Raw genomic sequence first — 17,872 nt, 5'->3', positions numbered from 1 at the left:
GGTTGTTTCTATGCGTTTAGCAAACAAAGTAGCCATCATCACAGGTGGCGCAAATGGGATTGGCAAAGCCATTGCCACAGCATATGCAAAAGAAGGCGCGAAAATTTCAATCGCAGATTTTAACGAAGAGGCGTTAACCGGTACAGTCGAAGAATTTACGGCACAAGGGTTTGATGCGTTTGGCGTCAAAGTGAACGTTGCATCTGAGGAAGACATTCAAAAAATGGTCGATGATACCGTAGCTCATTTTGGGCGTGTCGACATTTTAGTCAACTGTGCAGGTGTCTTGGATAATATTCAAGCCGCTCACAACGTAGAAGACGCCATTTGGAACCGCGTCATGGACATCAACGTGGGTGGTGTGATGCGCGGATCACGCAAGATTTTGCCATTCTTTACTGAACAAGGCAGTGGGGTGATCATCAACCTTGCGTCGATTACCGCTCTCACAGGTGGACGCGGTGGCTTAACGTACACAGCAGCGAAACACGCAGTTGCCGGGATGACCAAAAACATTGCTTCCATGTACGGGCCACAAGGGATTCGCTGTAATGCCATTGCCCCTGCACAAGTCGAAACAGGGCTAACGCAATCAATAGAAGGCTACGACATGTTTGGCTTTAAACAAGCAACACGCGCCGTAGACTTGATGGGCCCTGCTGCATCACCCGAAGACATCGCCAACATTGCCCTTTTCCTAGCGAGCGATGAATCCAAAACCATTAACGGAGTTGTACTAGCCGCAGATGCTGGTTGGAGTGCTTATTAAGTTTTCACAAAGATCAAACTCCCTCCTGAGAAGTAGATTCTCGGGAGGGAGTTTTTTTGAGTTGTTTGGGTGCCAGGCACCCAAACAACTTCCAAACAATTTAAAACCAAGTTTACTGGTAAGAATAGAATGTTTTAATGTATACTAGTTTCACTCACTAATTGAGTGAATGTTGTGAGAGTGGGGTCTCCTACTGAAAGGAATGGTTGATAGATGAAATATGGATTTTGGCTACCGATTTTCGGGGGATGGCTGCGCAATGTAGAAGATGAAAACATGCCGACTACGTTCGACTATGCCAAACAAGTGGTGCAGTCAGCGGAAAAATGGGGCTATGACATCACGTTGATCGCTGAACTGAATTTGAATGATATAAAAGGAATGGCCGCTGATTCGTTAGAAGCCTGGTCGACCGCGGCAGGACTTGCTGCTGTGACCGAGAAAATCGAAATCATGACAGCCATCCGTCCTGCTTTTCATAACCCCGCGGTCACTGCGAAAATGGCAGCGAATATTGACCAAATCTCCAATGGCCGCTTCACGTTAAATGTCGTATCGACTTGGTGGGCAGAGGAAGCTCGGCAATACGGCGGGCAATTTACTGAGCATGATGAACGTTACGACCGGACAGATGAGTTTTTGCAAATCGTCAAAGGCATGTGGACTGAAGAAGAGTTTTCATTTACAGGAAAATACTACGATGTCCAAAATGCACGTCTCGCACCAAAGCCTGTACAACGTCCGAATCCTATTCTCTATGCTGGAGGCGAAAGCCCACGCGGCAAGAAATCGATTGTTGACGCATGCGACGCTTATGTGATGCACGGCGGTACGGTAGAGGAAATCGCAGCGAAGATCAAAGACATGAAACACTTGCGACACCTGGCTGGGAAAGCACCGCTCCAGTCATTTGGTATGGCCGCTTACGTTGTGTGCCGCGATACGGAAGAAGAAGTGGCAACGGAATATGCCCGCATTGTCGACATGAAAGATTCGAGCGGCTATGTCGGTTATGACGATTTCGTCAGCAAATCACAGCTGGAACAACAAGTAAAACTGGAAGATTATTCGGTCTCCAACCGGGGTCTTCGTCCGAACTTGATCGGTACACCGGAACAAATCGCTGAGCGGATTTTCGCTTATGAACAAGTGGGACTGGATTTACTGCTGCTGCAATTTTCACCACAACTGGAAGAAATGGAGCGCTTTTCAAAACAAGTCATGCCACTCGTTGAAGAAAAACGACAAGCTCTTAAAGAACTTACCAACTAAGGAGGATACTGATGACTGAAAAGATTTACGTCATACACGAAAATGAAGAATGGACGACGCATTTATTTAAGCGGCTAGACGAATTGGAATTGCCGTATGAAGACTGGTTTATCAATGAAGGGCTCGTGGATTTGAACGACACCCCTCCTGAAGGCGTCTTTTACAGTCGCATGAGTGCCTCTTCTCACACGAGAGGTCACCGTTTTGCGCCGGAAATGGCCGATTCCTTACTTGCTTGGCTCGAGCACCATGGCAGAACGGTCTTTAACGGCACGCGCGCGTTGCGTCTCGAAGTCAGCAAAGTGAATCAGTCCATGGCATTGAATGCTGCCGGTATAAAAACACCAAAAACAATTGCTGCGAACGGTCAGCAACAAATCATCGAGGCTGCCGAGAAGTTAGGTGTTTCGGCGTTCATCACCAAACATAACCGCGCTGGCAAAGGGCTCGGCGTTCGCTTGTTCCACTCAATCGATGCACTAAAGCAATACTTAGACAGCGACGAATTTGAGCCATCCATTGACGGCATCACGCTGATCCAGGAATACATCCAAGCTCCCGAACCGTTTATCACGCGCTGTGAATTTGTGGGCGGAAAATTTGTTTACGCAGTACAAGTGGATACGTCAGAAGGATTCGAATTGTGCCCAGCAGATGCATGCCGCATGGACGATCTGTTGTGCCCTGCTGGTGAAGAAGGAGAAGAACAACCGAAGTTTCAAATTGTGGAAGGATTCAATGATCCAATCATCGAAAAATACGAGAACTTCCTACGCCTCAACGAGATTGCGGTCGCTGGCATTGAATTTATCCGCAATAGCGATGGAGATATTTTCACGTACGACGTCAATACCAACACCAATTACAATGCGGACGCTGAAGCGGTTGCAGGTAAATACGGCATGCTGGAGCTCGCGCAACTACTCGGCAGTTGTGTGGGTGCCAGGCACCCACACAACTTCCAAACAATTCCCACAAAAAAACCGGTGTCAGGAATCTGAGTGATTCCTGGCACCGGTTTTTTCATGCAATGCATCTTCCACACAAGTCATACCAAACGCTTACTTCTCGCAAGCAATCAAATCTTTATCACGATCACTCTTTTTGTTGGCGTCATACAACGCTTGGGAAACAAACGGCTTGTGTTTCGTTACGCCGCCTTTGTTTTTCACTTTGGAAGAACGAGCAATGCCGCCTTTATACTTTTTGTTGATTTCGGTGCAGTTGGCATAGGTCTTCGCTTTTACGCCTGCAGCGTCTACTGGCGTAGGAGCTGCGCTGAGTGTAAAACTAATAACCACCATCAATGACATGATTGCAAAACCGATTTTCTTCATTATTGTTTCCTCCTCTTCGCAATTATTTGCGCTGAAATTTTCCGCCGCCGTCTTTACTCGCGACAAAAAAAGTCATCCAAATATTGTTAACTCACTTAGTGTACCAGTTAGTTAAGCCTAAGACTATAGCCTCAAATAAATAATTTTTATGTAGAGCTATTTAATAAAATCATGTGGAACTCGTCGTCTTTTTTCTTTTCTACAAAAAAGCCCCATTCCCAAGAACACGAAGTCCTCAGCAATAGAGCTTTCACAACTTACATTACCTAATTCCGCAAACTTACTCGCCAAAACACAGATTTACACGCCTGCTGCTTTCTTCTCTTTTTTCTCTCGTTGGTCTTTTTTGTAATACGGATCCGCTGTGAAAAACTCGACCGTCAGCGCCTTTACCTTCTTACTCAACAGCAAAATAGCGAAAACGTTCGGAATCAGAATGGCTGCGAGCATAATGTCTAGGAAGCCCCAAATCACTTCTGCTGCACCAACCGCTCCTAACACAACCGCCAAAATGTAAACGACCTGCATGCCGTAAGAAGCCTTCAAACCGAACAAGAACTCCGCCTGCTTAGCCCCGTAAAACACAACGACCAAAATCGTTGACAACACAAAGAAAATCAAACAAATCGTAACAAGAACGGCACCAAATTGGCCGAAATACGATTCAAAAGCAAGACTCGTTAGCGCCGAGGAGTTCTCCATTGCGCCTTCTTCTGTCCAGACACCTGAGGACAGCACCACAAAAGCCGTTGCCGTACACACAATTAGCGTATCGACGACTACCCCAATGACCGCCCAGAATCCTTGACGCACAGGATGATCGGTCATCGCCGCTGCGTGAGCGATAGGTGCCGTACCGAGTCCCGCCTCGTTTGAATACAGGCCGCGGGCAAATCCCCAGCGAATCACTTCCACAATCGCTGCACCAGCAAAGCCACCCATCACCGGCGCAGGCGAAAAGGCATTGCTGAAAATCAGCATAAAGAATTCCGGAAGAGCACTGACATTCATCAGCAAAATGACCAAAGCCCCTCCGACATAAACCAAGGCCATAAACGGCACAAAAATTTCCGTCACTTTTCCAATACGCTTAATGCCGCCAAAGACCACAATCGACACCAGGATCGCTGTCGCAATGCCCGTCCACAACGCTGGAATAGCGAATGTCGCTTCGACTGTCGTCGCGATGGAGTTTCCTTGCACCATGATGCTCGGGATCAATTCAATCATCAACGCGAATGAAAACCAAATCCCCAACCATTTCATATTCAATCCTTTGGTCATGTAATACATCGGCCCGCCGACAAATTCGCCCACGCTGTTTTTCTCACGGTACTCAACAGCAAGTACGCTTTCCGAAAACTTCAGCGCCATCCCGATCAGCGCAATGACCCACATCCAAAAAACAGCACCCGGTCCACCAAACATAATCGCGGCCGGCACCCCGACAATGTTAGCCGCTCCAATTGTTGAAGAAAGAGCCGATGTTAATGCCTGAAAAGGCGTAACCGTTCCTTCTCCTTTTGGTTTTTTAAAGACACTGCCAAAAGTTTGCCCAACGATGTAACCAAAATAACGAAATTGAAAAAAGCCAAGTTTCACTGTCATGTAAAGACCTGATATGAGCAACACGGTGATGAGTGGAACTCCCCATAACCAAGCTGAAAAATCAGCAACCCCCTGCAAAAAATGCTCCAACGAATTTCCCCCTCAATACTATTTCAAGATATAGATTTTTTCCCTAATCAAAATAGGAATAAACTTAAATCAGGAAATTTTCCAACAAAATAGGAGAAATTTATATAGAGACACTTTGCATCACTCCAATTATCAAAATATTAAAATAATTTAATATAAAAATTATGATTAGTTCTTTACAGCTACCCGATCACCCCGCTTTAGACATACAATTTCCCACTCCGTGCGTTAACCTTCCACTTTTCCAAAACGCCCACCGACCTTTGGCTTTCGTAAAGTTGTCATTCCCATGCGCCACATAGCGTTCTTGCCTATCTTATAGAAGTAAAAAGTGGCCGGTGCTGCTCAGGCAGACCGATCCTCTTCACCTCTATTTTTAGAATCGCCCGTCTTGGTAAAAGGAGTTTCCGCAAGTCAACAATTCCCTTTTACCCTCCTCCCTAGTCTTAGATATCTGGCAGTCCGTGATTGCAATGGCACATAGCGCTGGTATGATGACAGGAGTAGCTTTTTTTACTTTAGCGAAAGGTTGTAAGAACATGAACAAAATTTTGGCGTCGGCAATTTTAGGAATGGGCGTAACGGGTGCTGTCCTCATCCTATCGGTTGCTCAGTTATTCTACCCTTCATCCGACACTGTATGGAAGATTCTTACGGCCGGTTCAGCAATGGCTTTCGTTGTCCTTGCGATTTCAGCGCTAACACTCCGGCGACGACTTGATAAAAAAACAAACTAACAATGCATGCTCGTCTCTAGTTAGGAACCGCATATTTGTCTATGTAATCCAACGACATATGAATACTTCCGGTGATCAGCGATTCTCCGAATGTCGTTAACAGGATTTCTAACTAAACAATGCCACCTTCGAAATCGATTGATTTCACTGAAGGTGGCATTTTCTCTATCCCATTTCTTTGTCTAGACGGAATTGTTCCGCTCAAAAGGACGCGTTTTCTTGTCTACTTAATCTTACTCATGCAATTTTTCAAAAGAACAATAAAGCCCGAGCGAGTCGTTATCGAAATCGCTCAGTTTAGCATAAACCGCTTCCATTACATCTTTACGGTGTTGAAGGATAAACAGCAAGCCTTTCGTGATCTCCAAACGGTTGTCCGCTGCATCCGAATTATAAAAAGCGATGCCGAACAGCCAATCCCCTTCTTTACTGTTTGCCCTGAGATTTAATCGTCTAAACAATCCCGCTCTTCTAGTCTTTAACTTCTAGCACCCCATCCTTTTCACGAAGCACTTCCGCCAGGATCCATAGCGGGTGCAGCCATGCTTCAAGCACTCTTGTTACGCCAGTCTGATGATTGTTTTTCAGTTCGCGCTTCACAAACGCCACCCATACATCACGGTTTTCTATATAGGCATAACTCTCAAAAGACAAATCACTAATTAAATAAGGAGGGAAAATCGCTTCCAACGCTGTGAACTACTGGTTATCCCGCTGATTCCATTTCCTCGACATGGGTGATGTTCTGGCGTGATTTTTTCACTGATAGAATCTGAGTTAACACACATACTTACGTTATAAAACGAACAAAAAATATCGCTACACTGATATAAAATGTGTTAAAATAAAAATATGAATATTAATTATGTTAGAGGTGATCATTTGAAGCAACCGTATTCTTTGCCCTTCCTCCCTATTGAGTTTGATAGTGAAACTGAATTGTTTTTCTATAAGAAAGTCGTGACAGCCTCGGCCAAGTTGGAGAAGTTAAAGGAGAAATTGCGTTATTCCGTAGTCAATCAATCCTTTTTGGAATTGATTACATTGATGGAGTCTGTGCAATCGACAAGAATTGAAGGGACGCAAGTGACATTCCACGATATGTTGGAGGATCAATTGGATCACCAGGACGACTGGGAAAAGACTGAAGTGAGAAACTATCAGGAAGCATTGGCCATTGGAATCGAAGCGGTGCAAGCTGGCTATCCCTTATCCGAACGATTAATCCGGCAGATTCATGAAGTCCTCATGAAAAACGCAAGAGGTTCTTCGGGTGCCTCTGGCAACTACCGGCGTGTCCAAAATTTCATCGGTCCCACTAACCAGTTGAAAGATGCGGCCTATATCCCTCCAGAACCGCAATTGATGGATCAGTATATGACGAATCTGGAACGGTTCATCAATGGCAATCCCTATGCAGAAGAACCGTCGGACGAGCTGCATTCACTAATTAAATCAGCCATCATACACGCCCAATTTGAATCGATTCATCCTTTTTTGGACGGGAATGGCCGATTGGGTCGAATCTTAATCGTTCTTTATTTATTGCAGAGCAAACTGATTGAAACGCCTTATTTTTTCTTGAGCGAAGAGTTGGAACGAGAAAAATTCAAGTACTACGCGTTATTAAACGGTGTCCGTGGCATCGACAAACCGGTTCCCGATTGGAAGTCCTGGATCAGTTTTTTCCTAGATGCCACCATCAAAATGGCCGGCCACCAGTATGATAAACTAAATCAGGCAGAAGAACTTTACCAGTCCGGATTAGCGAGGTTAACGCAACCCTCTACACAAAAAGTTTGGCGCGCCATGTTCCATTCACCGATTGCGGACGTTAAACAATTGGAGGTGCTGACAGGCCTTGCACCTGTCACGATACGCCAAAGCCTAAAGCAGCTAGTTCAGCAAAATTTGGTATTCGGAAACGATCGTCAACGGAATCGACGTTATTATCTCTATGACTTAATCGCGATCATGAAAGAGTAACTGGCAACGTAAAGACTCTCCTTCCCATATTGAGAAATTGGGGCCTTGTTCTCTTTTTATCCTCCAAATTTCTCAAATGGTCCCTGTGAGCTATGATTATATGGATTGCCACAAAATTTGCTAGTATGCGGAAAAGAGGTGATCGACAATGGAGTCTAAACGCAAACTGGAAATTGCACGTATTGCTATGAAGGAGCGTCGAAATTCTAAGTCGACTCTGCCAGATGATTTCCTGAAAACGGTAGAAGAGAGAACAGGAGAAATTGTTTCTGATTTAAAGACGGGTAGACAACGCCCTCGCTCTAAAGATGAGACAAAAATCCTTCTGATGTTTGAAAAGGAATATGGAAAACAAAACGGAACAATATAATTATTTATTCGTTTCCATTTTACACATCCAGACTCATCTTTTCTTTTTGCCTAACTGATTACCTTTTCACTTATTTTGTCATAATTTCATGATACTTTCCTTGATTCACTCTGCAGGTTCTCCCGCTGCTCATTCGTGATGAAACTTTCAATCGAGCAAAACAGTTTAGCAGTCTTTAAGCCAGCACTTTATCAGCCTCCCCTCTATGTCTAGCCTATTTAAGCACTCACCTAAACACAAAAAAACCGTTCCGCTGAATTTCCGGATACGGCTTTTTTTGCATAAGGTTGTTAGCCAACACTTGCGTTATCTTTGACATAGGTCGCCATTCGCCTGAACGGCTTCGCTAAAAAAGAGGTATTCTGATCGCTTACGTTTCTTCCACCCCGACATAATTCAATCCTTTTTTGCTCTTTTTCAAATGATACCCAGCACCCGACTCCACAACTTGCGATTCAAACCGGATCATCTGCGCCTGCATTTTGTAGCGCAGTTCGTAGGCTCGCTGGATTCTCTTGTTGAACGTGTGGAAGCTGACATCGAGACGAATGGTGCTGTTGTTGCTCAGTTCGACTAGGGTATGACTCGTTCCTGAACGCCTGTAACTCCTGACGTGCCGGAGCGACAGCCAAACACAGTCTTCCCGGAACGGCGACCTGCTCGGAAACAAAATAATGTCGCGTTCTTTGTCGAGGATCACCGGGTTCATATACCTTTTATCCAGGAGGGTCCTGGCGCCATCCAATGCCCCTCTCATGCTAGAACCACGAAACCGTAAATTCATATCAATCAGGTCATAAGGACTCAAGCCCGCCTTCGTAATTTCGTCTTTTTTGCAAATCAATGCGTTCAAAAATCCATTTTCATCAAAGTCTGGCAAGATGACAATCGTCTCGGAACTGATGCCATACTCCTGTTTCATTTCACTGTTTTTAATTGTTTTCTGTCTCACTCGTAGTCCCCCTTTTAATTTAACCCTTAAAATTTAAAGTTATTTGGAGTATACTAACAAGTAGTTGGTATACTCCAGCTATTCTCCCTCGGGTGACCGTTGTCCAGACTGTCACACCCGGGGGTTTTCTATTGCCGTCATTTGCTCACTCACATCTTCCTCACCTCCTTCGAGTTGCAGCCAAACATGGCTGTCCTATTGTAGTCCTGCTGCATAAATTACAGACACTGAGTGACTTGACACTGTTTTTCTCTTGCCGTTATTCGTTTATTGGCTAACAGACGAGAGGCTGTTCATTCGTAACAACTCCGTTCATCATTACGCGCGGATAATTTCTCTTCCCCAACTGATTATAGGAGATCCGTTGATTGTCGCTGCTACTCCATTGCTACCTACATGTCTTTACTCCTGTTTTTCATTTACTTTATTATACATTTATGCCTATTTAAAAGTCTAACTATTTTAAATATTATTTTAATAAGTTTTTGGTGCTATTTTACTATTTGTTACTCCTACTCAGATTTTTACTTAAATCGTTACAGATTTTCCGCTCAACAATCGCCATCCTCTTTCGTTGATCAAAAAAAGAGAATGCCCTTCCGACAAAAATCGGAAGGGCATTTTCTTTTATTTCGTGTCTACTGTATTTCATGCTCTGAACGAACCGCACCATTCAGCATTGTATAGAATTGTTCCTTTCCTAGGACACCATCTCTTACAATCAGGCTGCATTCCATCCGCGTTCACCCACTCACACCCGAACTTCTCCGACAACTCCCCAGCGGCCTTTGTCTTTTTTAAAATCTTTCAGCTTGCCGTTCCAATACTCCACGTAGCGCTTGTCCATATCCGTGGAGGTGAAAAACTGGCGGTGTTGTTCTTGCGTTAAGTAATAGGCCGGCAGTTCCTTTATTCCCGTACGTCTCGCTTTTGCGACGCGGTGGTTGCCGTCGATCAGCCGGAAAAATTCCGGACGCATGCGGACCATGATAATTGGCCGGGTCAGGTCCGCTGTTGGCAAAAACTCTTCGTCCAGATTCGACGAATCCGCTCCCGTCCCCGGTGGACCAATCTGTACAACAGACCGTTCAACCTGATCCAGATTTGCTTGAATCCATTCAATGGCACGAGTGACATGCCAGTTGAACGGAAAGCCACCAAGCATCTCGTCCCCTTCAACTGCTATATAAGGAATAAAATCCGGATTCTCTTTTAGTTTCTTCATGCAACGCACCTCATTTTCTTCTATGTTCATTTCAGAATAGCATATTTTCTGGATAAAGGAATGGATTGTTGTGGAGCCCCTTTCTAAATTCCAGATTATTTAGACAACTATCTCCCCTTATACTGAACCGGTATGCAACTATTTCAAAAAAAAGAGGGATTCTTATAAGTAACTATATCTACAGTGTCGGCATGAGCGGCCTCTCCGGCCAAGTGATCTGGGTCGAGGCGACCGTGCAAGAAGAAAAAGAACAATACATCATCATCGGCTTGCCCGATGTGTCGATCAAGGAGTCGCGGGAGCGGATCCTGAATTGCCTTCACGCAGTCAAAAAAGACATCGATCACCATTCACTTGTCCCCTGCCGATGTGAAAAGCAAGGGACTTTGTACGACGCGGCGATGCTACTAGCCGTTTTGCAAGCGATGACGAAAAAGCCGTTGGACATCCCTGAGAAGACTTGCTTTATCGCCGCATTGACGTTGAATGGTGAACTGACGACGTTTCACAGTAAGATCCCAACGATCCACCAAGCCCTATCGATCCTGAAAATCCAACTTGGTCATCCCTTTATAGCGAGCGGCTTTAATGGAGTGTTCGTACTGCTCCGACAACAGCTGTCCCAAGTTTGTATAATAATTATCAGAATTAATGATTCCCAGTGATCTTTGCTGTATTGCGCCAAAGGCCAGCCCTTCAGCTTTAAACAATTGAGTCGTTTCATGAAAAGTTAAGGATTGATTGAGGCATCGCATGTTCTCATATTGAGTACCATCTGACACTATGATCATTTGACGAATCGCTTCATCTGATGCCGCACTGGCTGATGTGCCGTGCCGAACAAAAACACTGGAAGGCTTCATCCCTTTACTTCCAAGATGATAAGGTCTTCTCGACCCGCGTGTAATTTCAATTTTCACTACTTCCTTGCCATCAATGACCAAGATTTCAGCGGAGCTATGCACCAAAATATCCGGCTTTATGCTGTCCCTCAAGATATTGCTGACGGTTTCCACGTCTTTTTGGGCGTTTGTCAAGCCAACCACTGTACCGTCATCTTCAATTCCGATTAGTATTTCTCCTCCATCTGATGGATATACGGAAGCACCATCTATACTCATTCAAGTTAAAGAAATATTTCGACAATATTAGACACATCCCCTACAATGAAAAGGAACAACCAAATTAAATAGAAAAGAGGGATTTTTATATCAAACTATATCTACAGTGTCGGCATGAGCGGGCTCTCGGGCCAAGTGATCCGGGTCGAGGCGACCGTGCGAGAAGACAAAGAACAATGCATCATCATCGGCTTGCCGGATGTGTCGATCAAGGAGTCGCGGGATCGGATTCTGAATTGCCTTCACGCGCTGAAAGAAGACATCGATATGAAGAAAATCACTATCCACCTGTCGCCTGCGGATGTCAAAAAGCAAGGCACTTCTTATGACGCAGCGATGCTGCTCGCGGTGTTGCAGGCGATGGCGAAAAAACCGTTGGAGATACCGGACAAGACCTGCTTTATTGCTGCGCTGACCTTGAACGGTGAACTGACGACGTTCCACAGCATGATTCCCACCATCCACCAGGCGATCTTGCTGGGCTTTAAACGCATCTATATTCCACCAATTGAAATTTCCCTTTTTGCGCAAGCTGCGGATGTCGAATTGATCCGTATGCCGGATATGCCCTCTCTGCTTTCCCACTTAGCCGGAAAGACTTCCCTTTTTGACGACGACCTTACCCTTTTGCAACCCGAAATTCTCTACGAAGACACCGAAAAGATCCCGCATGTGTGTTTCTCCGCCATTCGCGGCCACGAAGAAGCGAAACGCGCATTGCTGCTTGCTGCAGCTGGTGGTCACCACGTGCTGATGAGCGGTCCGCCGGGCTGCGGCAAAAGTCTGCTGGCGAATGCCTTCCATACGATTCTGCCCGATTTGGCGCATGACGAAATCCTGGAAGTCTACAGTATCTACCAGATGGCCAAGCAGGCGCGATCCCTGTCCGAACGTCCACCGTTTCGCAGTCCGCACCATTCTTCTTCGGAAGGTGCCATTATCGGCGGCGGGCGCTATCCAAAGCCGGGCGAAATATCACTGGCGCATCGCGGCGTCTTGTTCCTGGATGAGCTGGGCCATTTTCCGCGGCGCGTTATTGATACGTTGCGTCAGCCTCTGGAATCGGGCTTCGCTGTGGTCAACCGCGTCGAAGGCTCCGACCAGTTTCCGGCAACCATCAACTTGATTGCCGCGACAAATCCATGTCCGTGCGGTTATTACGGCTCTCACGAAAAGTATTGCACCTGCGGGGACAAAGTACGGTTGAAGTACATGCAGAAAATCACCGGCCCCATCATCGATCGGGTGGATTTTGTGCTGGAGATGAAAAACCAAGGCGTGTTGGCGCAGTCAACCGCTACTACGTCCGAAGAACTGAGGGAGCTGACAGCGGCTGCACGCGACCGGCAGCGAATCCGCTACGGGGCCAATTACACGAATGCCATTGTGCCGATTAAGCTGTTTGAGGAAAAGACCCATTTCACCTCTGCCCAACTGGCAAAAATCGAAACGGTCAGTTTCCAGGAAAAGCTGAGCAGCCGCTCCACGATAAAAATTTTGCGGCTGGCGCGGACGATTTCGGATGTCGCAGGCGATGATCAGGTCACAGACACAGCGGTCGATGAAGCGCTGCAATGGAAAATCAGTGCTTCGCGCACCCACAGTTCGCTGATGAGGTGAGTCATGACACGAAAACGAGAATTTAATCCTCATTCTTATTACCACGTCATCATGCGCGGCAATAACCGGCAACCGATTTTTAAAACGAAGGAAGACATGTTCGAACTGAAACGCGCCTTTCAGCACATTTATGTAGATTACCCGTTTAAGATTCTGGCTTATTGTTTTATGACGAATCATTATCACATTTTGATCAAAGCCGAGCATGATCCTCTCTATAAAATCATGGGTCTGGTCAATCGCCGGTATTCCATGTCCTATGCCAAGCGTTATCGCCACATTGGACGCATTTACCAAAAGCGCTATTTTGCGAAAGAAGTCGATTCGCGTCTTGGCCTTCTCACGGTCAGTAGTTATATCCACCGCAATCCGATTCAAACCAAAAAGCCGATGGTGGAGCGATTGGAGATGTATCCATATAGTTCGTTTCCATTGTATTGGGACGAGTCGCTTCCGGCTCCGGCTTTTTTAGACCGTGAGCTGTTGAAGGGATTGCTGCCGGAGCCGTTCGAGAAAAACAATACAGCCTATTGTATGTACTGCCTGACTTATGCGCAGAACGCAGAAGAAGATCCGCATGTGGAGGATATGGAGCCGCCGGTGATGTAGCGTTGATCAGTTGCTCTTCCGGCGGATTTACTGGAAAACATTCTCCATTTACTCCCTGTGTACGGCTCAGTTATGACTATTTATCCACCTCACTAAATATGCAAATGCCATCTTCGAAATCTATTGATTTCATTGAAGATGGCAGTTTCTCTATCCAATTTCTTTGTATAGACTGAATTGTTTCGCTCACAAGGGCGCGATTTTGAGGGTAATTGCTTGTTAAAGAGCTGAAAAATCGTTATTATCGTTATAATAAATAGAATTAGTTATAACTATTGATTAAAAATGTGAGAAGGACTTCTAATGACTGTTACAGAAAGACGTATCACACAAATCGGCAACTCACTGGGTCTGACGCTTCCGCATGAAACATTAAAGGCTTTGAACGTAAAAAAAGGTGATGAAGTACAGATCAAATTGGTTGGCAATCAGGTGATTATTAAAAAGGTTCCTCAAATGATTGAGTTGCCGGATGGCATCCCCAACGATTTTTTCACTTTGCTTGAAGAAGAGATGGAAGCTCATCACAAAGCATTGAAAGGACTCGTTGATCGATGAGTCCTTTTTTTCTTACTGCTGAAATGGCGATTCTCATTAATCATAAAGTCATATTGGAACATTCCGCAGATGAACAAACAGGCGTGAAAGATCATACTTTACTGGATTCAGCGTTAAAAAGACCGCAACAATCGTTGTTTGGCGAAGACGCTTCCCCTTCCATTTATGGGAAAGCGGCTGCTTTGCTGGAATCACTCGCTCAAAATCACGCGTTTCATAATGCCAATAAACGAACCGCACTTATGTGCACTGCCGTTTTTTTTCGATACAATGGCTACCACATGCGGTTTTCGTCTCCTCAAGTAGAAGAAGATTTCATAGTAGATGTGGTGAACCATCGATATTCTCTGGATGAGATTGCTGCACTATTAGAACAGAATACCTTCATCCCATAAGTTATCCCATGGCTAGACAATCGGCCGAACAAAATCGGTGCACACATTGAATTCCTAGCAGTTCCCAGATGATCCCTGTGTCCGGTTCAATTATAACTATTTACGATCCTCAATAAAAATAGGAAAGCTGCCTTTGAAAACCGTTGGGGTTTCTGAAGACAGCTTCTTTCGAATACAATTGTCGTGAATAAACTGAATTGCGTCTGTCACAGGGGCGCGTTTTTAAGAGGGAACGTTTTCTTTTTTCCAGCAGTTCCCAAATGTTCCCTGTGCACGGTTCAATTATGACTATTTATCAACCTCAATAAATATACGAATGCCATCTTCGAAATCTGTTGATTTCATTGAAGATGGCATTTTCTCTATTCAACTTCTTTGTATAGACTGAATTATTCCGCTCACAGGGGCGCGTTTTTCTTAAGAGCTGCAAATTGATCATCTGATGCCTTGGTCGAAAGAACTTCCGAAAGACTGTTACATTCAAAAGAAAAAATGAAAAATGCCCTTCCGACAAAAAGTCGGAAGGGCATTTTCTTATCTAAGAAACCAGGTGTTCGATATTGGACGCTTACCTTTGTTTTGGCTTGAAATCACCTTCGCCACTTGCTCAAAGGGTACAATGCCATACAAATTAACCATCGCTGAGATATAATCCACCCAGGTGTATAAAGACATGACAGAATACCACTTCGGACAAAAAATAATACCACTTCGGACAGATTTTAGTACCACCTCTGCCATTGCAGTACCAGTTCATTCCTGACCAGTGAAAGGCCGCCAGATTGGCGGCCTTTCACTGGTCAGGAATGGAGACCTAATCGTTCACGCATCGAAATCTTGCCATCGACTAAAATATTATGCGAACTATGGATAATTCGATCGATGATCGCATCTGCTAGAGTGGACTCTCCGATCTGTTCATACCAGCCAGCGGTATCGAATTGCGAACAGAATATGGTGGAACTCGTCATATGACGGCTCTCGACGATCTCTAAGAGGTCGCGGGCTTGCATTTCATCTAAAGATACGAGAAGCCATTCGTCCAAGATCAACAGTTTGATTTTCCGGTAGATTTTCATCGTCTTCTGAAAGGTACCATTTAACCTAGCTACAGCCAACTCATCCAATAGTTCGGGAAGTCGTACATATCGGACGCTATAATTATTTCGACATGCACTGACGCCTAGGGCGCAGGCAAGATACGATTTCCCATTACCAGAAGCGCCTTTAATGATGACGTTCTGGTTTTCACCCACAAAGTTACAAGTTGATAGTTTTGTGATAAATGCTTTATCAAGCTTTCTATCATCGTAATAGAGTAAATCTTCCACGCAGGCCTGGCTCATTTTGAACTGCGCATTTGTCATCAGCCGATGGAGTCGAGAATTCTGCCGTCTTAGCCACTCTCCGTCGATCATCAACGATAGACGATCGTCAAAAGACAGGTCTTTGAAAGCAGGATCGCTCATCTGATCCATATACATCTTTTCCATCGAGTAGAGCTTGAGTTCATTGAGTTTCTGTAAAGTAGATTCCACTGTCAATTTTATTTCCCCCTGAAATAATCAGCGCCACGGACAAAACCGTGCTGCTCTGATAGTTTTTTAATTTTTGGTTTTACAACTTTGCTAGGCAGCTCTCTCTCAGTCTTTAAAATTGTTTTCAGATTGTTGAGACTCACCCGTGGAGAGACAGACAAGGATTTTTCACAAGCTTGTTCAAGCTCCTTTAAGCTATAAACATCGCCTAATTTTGAGATTCCCAGACAGAGTTTCAATGCCTGTTTCTCGTTTGTGGAATCTTTCAATACCGTCTGGATGACCTTCTCTGTAAATGGTCCGACGGACCCTCCCCAGTCTTTAAAGTGCTGCGGTGTGAAGGTCACGAACTGCTGATGTTTAGGTGGCATATGTTCATGCACAGTCGAGGTTTGGCCAGCTTTACCGAATAATCTTTTGTGACTGGCGATCCGGAAATTGTTGTAATGGACCTCCACCATCGTTCGAGTGAGACGTATTTCGACTTTATGTTTGATATATTCATAAGGGACAGAATAGAACATCTCATCGATACAGATGTGATAATCTAGTTGTACAGTGGCTTTCTTCCACAAAGCCATCTCGTATCGGGAAGCCGGCAGACCAATCAGTGAAAACTTTTCTTCCTCTTGAAAAGCATCTAATCGGCTTCCTTTTCTTTTTTGAAAAGGTCTTGCATTGAATTCATCGAGCTTTACCCTTACTGCTTGATTCAACTCATCCAGCGAGAAGAAACGCTCGTTTCTTAGAGATGCGATAATCCAGGTTGCGATAATTCCTACGTTTCTCTCCACATTCGGTTTGTCTTTTGGGTGGCTGACACGTGCAGGGATGACAACGGTCTGATAGTGCTCGGCTAATTCTTGATAGGTCTTGTTAATGACCGGGTCATATCTAGAGGACTTGTCAACTCCGGTCCGTAAATTATCTGGCACAAGTGTCCTAGCGACTCCTCCCATGTACTCGAACGCATGAATATGTGCCGTCACCCAGCTCAAAGAATCCATCGAAAAAAACCCTTCCGCATAAGAGTATGAACTACAGGAGAGCGATGCTACAAATAGCGATACCTTATGGTATTCGCCTGTTTCCCTATCGACAACCCGCATCGTATCACCCGCCCAATCCACTTCTAAAATTTCCCCAGGCTTTCTGCGAATGCGCATCGTCGCTTTGTTAGTCATCGCAAATCCACTATACGCTCGACAGAACTGGCGGTAGCTGTACGGAATCGTTCCTTCGCTGCGGCATTTGTATACATACTCACTCCAAAGCAGAGATAGTGTCACGCCAGACTTTGCCATCTCTTTATGGATATAGTCCATATCTGGTAAATTCCTTTCTTCAGATATGAACTTCTCTGGAAACATCAGCTTTTGGATCTGTGTATCATCCAGGTCGTCAGGCAACGGCCAACTAAGCCCATGTTGCTCAGTTCGTTCAAGAACTTCATTGATAGTGACGCGTGAACATCTACAACTTGATGCGATACTTCTCTTAGAGATTCCCTGAGAATGGAGCCGAAGGATCTCACGATATTTGACCATAGAAAAACTCCTCTACAATTTATTTGCGGAATATTCCGCAAACTAATTATATAGGAGTGGTACTCGTATGGCACAGGTGGTATTATTTTTTGTCTCAAGTGGTACTGAAATATGGCAGAGGTGGTATTATTCTAGGGC

General features: G+C 45.0%; 20 protein-coding genes and 1 pseudogene. 11 read left to right on the top strand and 10 right to left on the bottom strand.

Features of this window, described 5'->3' with window-relative positions:
- Positions 1–10: 10 nt before the first annotated feature.
- From AUO94_RS12710 to AUO94_RS12700, 3 genes are all read left to right on the top strand, one after another.
- Positions 11–769: an SDR family oxidoreductase gene (locus AUO94_RS12710; RefSeq protein WP_058384564.1), complete on the top strand. Its 759-nt coding sequence runs from the start codon at positions 11–13 to the stop codon at positions 767–769.
- Positions 770–982: 213 nt separating this feature from the next.
- The gene (locus tag AUO94_RS12705) at positions 983–2,041 is read left to right on the top strand and encodes an LLM class flavin-dependent oxidoreductase (RefSeq protein WP_058384563.1); all 1,059 of its coding nucleotides are present in this window, start codon (positions 983–985) and stop codon (positions 2,039–2,041) included.
- Positions 2,042–2,052: 11 nt separating this feature from the next.
- Positions 2,053–3,042, top strand: coding sequence for an ATP-grasp domain-containing protein (locus AUO94_RS12700; protein ID WP_237150120.1), 990 nt, complete (start codon positions 2,053–2,055; stop codon positions 3,040–3,042).
- Positions 3,043–3,102: 60 nt separating this feature from the next.
- On the opposite strand, the gene AUO94_RS12695 is transcribed toward AUO94_RS12700, so the two are convergent.
- Positions 3,103–3,378: an excalibur calcium-binding domain-containing protein gene (locus tag AUO94_RS12695; protein ID WP_058384562.1), complete on the bottom strand. Its 276-nt coding sequence runs from the start codon at positions 3,376–3,378 to the stop codon at positions 3,103–3,105.
- A gap of 300 nt (positions 3,379–3,678) precedes the next feature.
- Entirely contained in the window at positions 3,679–5,076 is a 1,398-nt protein-coding gene (locus tag AUO94_RS12690; protein WP_058384561.1) for an alanine/glycine:cation symporter family protein, read from the bottom strand.
- 473 nt (positions 5,077–5,549) lie between these two features.
- Here AUO94_RS12690 and AUO94_RS17450 point away from each other — a divergent pair, with 473 nt between their 5' ends.
- Positions 5,550–5,813, top strand: a complete 264-nt coding sequence (locus AUO94_RS17450) for a hypothetical protein (RefSeq protein ID WP_237150119.1) — start codon at positions 5,550–5,552, stop codon at positions 5,811–5,813.
- A gap of 233 nt (positions 5,814–6,046) precedes the next feature.
- Here AUO94_RS17450 and AUO94_RS17545 read toward each other — a convergent pair whose 3' ends face one another.
- Together AUO94_RS17545 and AUO94_RS12675 are read right to left on the bottom strand one after the other, a co-directional pair.
- On the bottom strand, positions 6,047–6,274 hold the full coding sequence (locus AUO94_RS17545) for a hypothetical protein (protein WP_058384560.1): 228 nt from the start codon (positions 6,272–6,274) through the stop codon (positions 6,047–6,049).
- Positions 6,275–6,284: 10 nt separating this feature from the next.
- The gene (locus AUO94_RS12675) at positions 6,285–6,503 is read right to left on the bottom strand and encodes a hypothetical protein (RefSeq protein ID WP_058384559.1); all 219 of its coding nucleotides are present in this window, start codon (positions 6,501–6,503) and stop codon (positions 6,285–6,287) included.
- A gap of 192 nt (positions 6,504–6,695) precedes the next feature.
- Here AUO94_RS12675 and AUO94_RS12670 point away from each other — a divergent pair, with 192 nt between their 5' ends.
- Positions 6,696–7,799: a Fic family protein gene (locus tag AUO94_RS12670; RefSeq protein ID WP_058384558.1), complete on the top strand. Its 1,104-nt coding sequence runs from the start codon at positions 6,696–6,698 to the stop codon at positions 7,797–7,799.
- Between the two features lie 148 nt (positions 7,800–7,947).
- Positions 7,948–8,169, top strand: coding sequence for a hypothetical protein (locus tag AUO94_RS12665; protein WP_058384557.1), 222 nt, complete (start codon positions 7,948–7,950; stop codon positions 8,167–8,169).
- Positions 8,170–8,539: 370 nt separating this feature from the next.
- Here AUO94_RS12665 and AUO94_RS12660 read toward each other — a convergent pair whose 3' ends face one another.
- The 3 genes from AUO94_RS12660 to AUO94_RS17445 all read right to left on the bottom strand — a co-directional run bounded on the left by AUO94_RS12660 (position 8,540) and on the right by AUO94_RS17445 (position 10,696).
- The gene (locus tag AUO94_RS12660; protein ID WP_058384556.1) at positions 8,540–9,121 is read right to left on the bottom strand and encodes a competence protein ComK; all 582 of its coding nucleotides are present in this window, start codon (positions 9,119–9,121) and stop codon (positions 8,540–8,542) included.
- Between the two features lie 751 nt (positions 9,122–9,872).
- On the bottom strand, positions 9,873–10,376 hold the full coding sequence (locus tag AUO94_RS12655) for a ParB N-terminal domain-containing protein (RefSeq protein ID WP_169793179.1): 504 nt from the start codon (positions 10,374–10,376) through the stop codon (positions 9,873–9,875).
- A 113-nt stretch (positions 10,377–10,489) separates the two neighbouring features.
- Positions 10,490–10,696, bottom strand: a complete 207-nt coding sequence (locus AUO94_RS17445; protein WP_058384554.1) for a hypothetical protein — start codon at positions 10,694–10,696, stop codon at positions 10,490–10,492.
- Between AUO94_RS17445 and AUO94_RS17825 the strand changes: the two are divergent.
- Positions 10,625–10,822 (top strand): annotated as a pseudogene (locus AUO94_RS17825) (hypothetical protein); the annotation flags it as partial. The gene AUO94_RS17445 and the pseudogene AUO94_RS17825 sit on opposite strands and share 72 nt — an antisense overlap.
- 60 nt (positions 10,823–10,882) lie before the next feature.
- On the opposite strand, the gene AUO94_RS12645 reads toward AUO94_RS17825, so the two are convergent.
- Positions 10,883–11,467: an AlbA family DNA-binding domain-containing protein gene (locus tag AUO94_RS12645; protein WP_058384553.1), complete on the bottom strand. Its 585-nt coding sequence runs from the start codon at positions 11,465–11,467 to the stop codon at positions 10,883–10,885.
- Between the two features lie 81 nt (positions 11,468–11,548).
- Here AUO94_RS12645 and AUO94_RS12640 point away from each other — a divergent pair, with 81 nt between their 5' ends.
- The 4 genes from AUO94_RS12640 to AUO94_RS12625 all read left to right on the top strand — a co-directional run bounded on the left by AUO94_RS12640 (position 11,549) and on the right by AUO94_RS12625 (position 14,649).
- On the top strand, positions 11,549–13,087 hold the full coding sequence (locus tag AUO94_RS12640; protein ID WP_335339250.1) for a YifB family Mg chelatase-like AAA ATPase: 1,539 nt from the start codon (positions 11,549–11,551) through the stop codon (positions 13,085–13,087).
- A gap of 3 nt (positions 13,088–13,090) precedes the next feature.
- Entirely contained in the window at positions 13,091–13,696 is a 606-nt protein-coding gene (locus AUO94_RS12635) for a transposase (RefSeq protein ID WP_058384552.1), read from the top strand.
- 303 nt (positions 13,697–13,999) lie between these two features.
- A complete protein-coding gene (locus AUO94_RS12630) occupies positions 14,000–14,254 on the top strand; it encodes an AbrB/MazE/SpoVT family DNA-binding domain-containing protein (RefSeq protein ID WP_058384551.1) in 255 nt (84 codons plus the stop codon).
- Positions 14,251–14,649 carry a type II toxin-antitoxin system death-on-curing family toxin gene (locus AUO94_RS12625; protein WP_058384550.1) on the top strand — a complete coding sequence of 133 codons (399 nt, stop codon included), beginning with the start codon at positions 14,251–14,253 and terminating at the stop codon, positions 14,647–14,649. The genes AUO94_RS12630 and AUO94_RS12625 overlap by 4 nt, the downstream gene beginning before the upstream one ends.
- 800 nt (positions 14,650–15,449) lie before the next feature.
- Here AUO94_RS12625 and istB read toward each other — a convergent pair.
- Entirely contained in the window at positions 15,450–16,193 is a 744-nt protein-coding gene (gene istB, locus AUO94_RS12620) for an IS21-like element helper ATPase IstB (RefSeq protein ID WP_156423946.1), read from the bottom strand.
- A gap of 2 nt (positions 16,194–16,195) precedes the next feature.
- Positions 16,196–17,734, bottom strand: a complete 1,539-nt coding sequence (gene istA / locus AUO94_RS12615) for an IS21 family transposase (RefSeq protein WP_058384549.1) — start codon at positions 17,732–17,734, stop codon at positions 16,196–16,198.
- Between the last annotated feature and the right edge of the window lie 138 nt (positions 17,735–17,872).

The organism is Planococcus kocurii, assembly GCF_001465835.2.
Classification (GTDB): Bacteria; Bacillota; Bacilli; order Bacillales_A; family Planococcaceae; genus Planococcus; species Planococcus kocurii.
This window is presented reverse-complemented; position numbering and strand designations above follow the sequence as displayed.

Bases quoted from the DNA above. Each gene is read 5' to 3' on its own strand.
- AUO94_RS12700 (WP_237150120.1), top strand. From the start codon at position 2,053: ATGACTGAAAAGATTTACGTCATACACGAAAATGAAGAATGGACGACG.
- AUO94_RS12710 (WP_058384564.1), top strand. From the start codon at position 11: ATGCGTTTAGCAAACAAAGTAGCCATCATCACAGGTGGCGCAAATGGG.
- AUO94_RS12655 (WP_169793179.1), bottom strand. From the start codon at position 10,376: ATGAACATAGAAGAAAATGAGGTGCGTTGCATGAAGAAACTAAAAGAG.
- istA (WP_058384549.1), bottom strand. From the start codon at position 17,734: ATGGTCAAATATCGTGAGATCCTTCGGCTCCATTCTCAGGGAATCTCT.
- AUO94_RS12630 (WP_058384551.1), top strand. From the start codon at position 14,000: ATGACTGTTACAGAAAGACGTATCACACAAATCGGCAACTCACTGGGT.
- AUO94_RS17450 (WP_237150119.1), top strand. From the start codon at position 5,550: ATGGCACATAGCGCTGGTATGATGACAGGAGTAGCTTTTTTTACTTTA.
- AUO94_RS12695 (WP_058384562.1), bottom strand. From the start codon at position 3,378: ATGAAGAAAATCGGTTTTGCAATCATGTCATTGATGGTGGTTATTAGT.
- AUO94_RS12635 (WP_058384552.1), top strand. From the start codon at position 13,091: ATGACACGAAAACGAGAATTTAATCCTCATTCTTATTACCACGTCATC.
- AUO94_RS12665 (WP_058384557.1), top strand. From the start codon at position 7,948: ATGGAGTCTAAACGCAAACTGGAAATTGCACGTATTGCTATGAAGGAG.
- AUO94_RS12705 (WP_058384563.1), top strand. From the start codon at position 983: ATGAAATATGGATTTTGGCTACCGATTTTCGGGGGATGGCTGCGCAAT.
- AUO94_RS12645 (WP_058384553.1), bottom strand. From the start codon at position 11,467: ATGAGTATAGATGGTGCTTCCGTATATCCATCAGATGGAGGAGAAATA.
- AUO94_RS17445 (WP_058384554.1), bottom strand. From the start codon at position 10,696: ATGGTGATCGATGTCTTTTTTGACTGCGTGAAGGCAATTCAGGATCCG.
- AUO94_RS12625 (WP_058384550.1), top strand. From the start codon at position 14,251: ATGAGTCCTTTTTTTCTTACTGCTGAAATGGCGATTCTCATTAATCAT.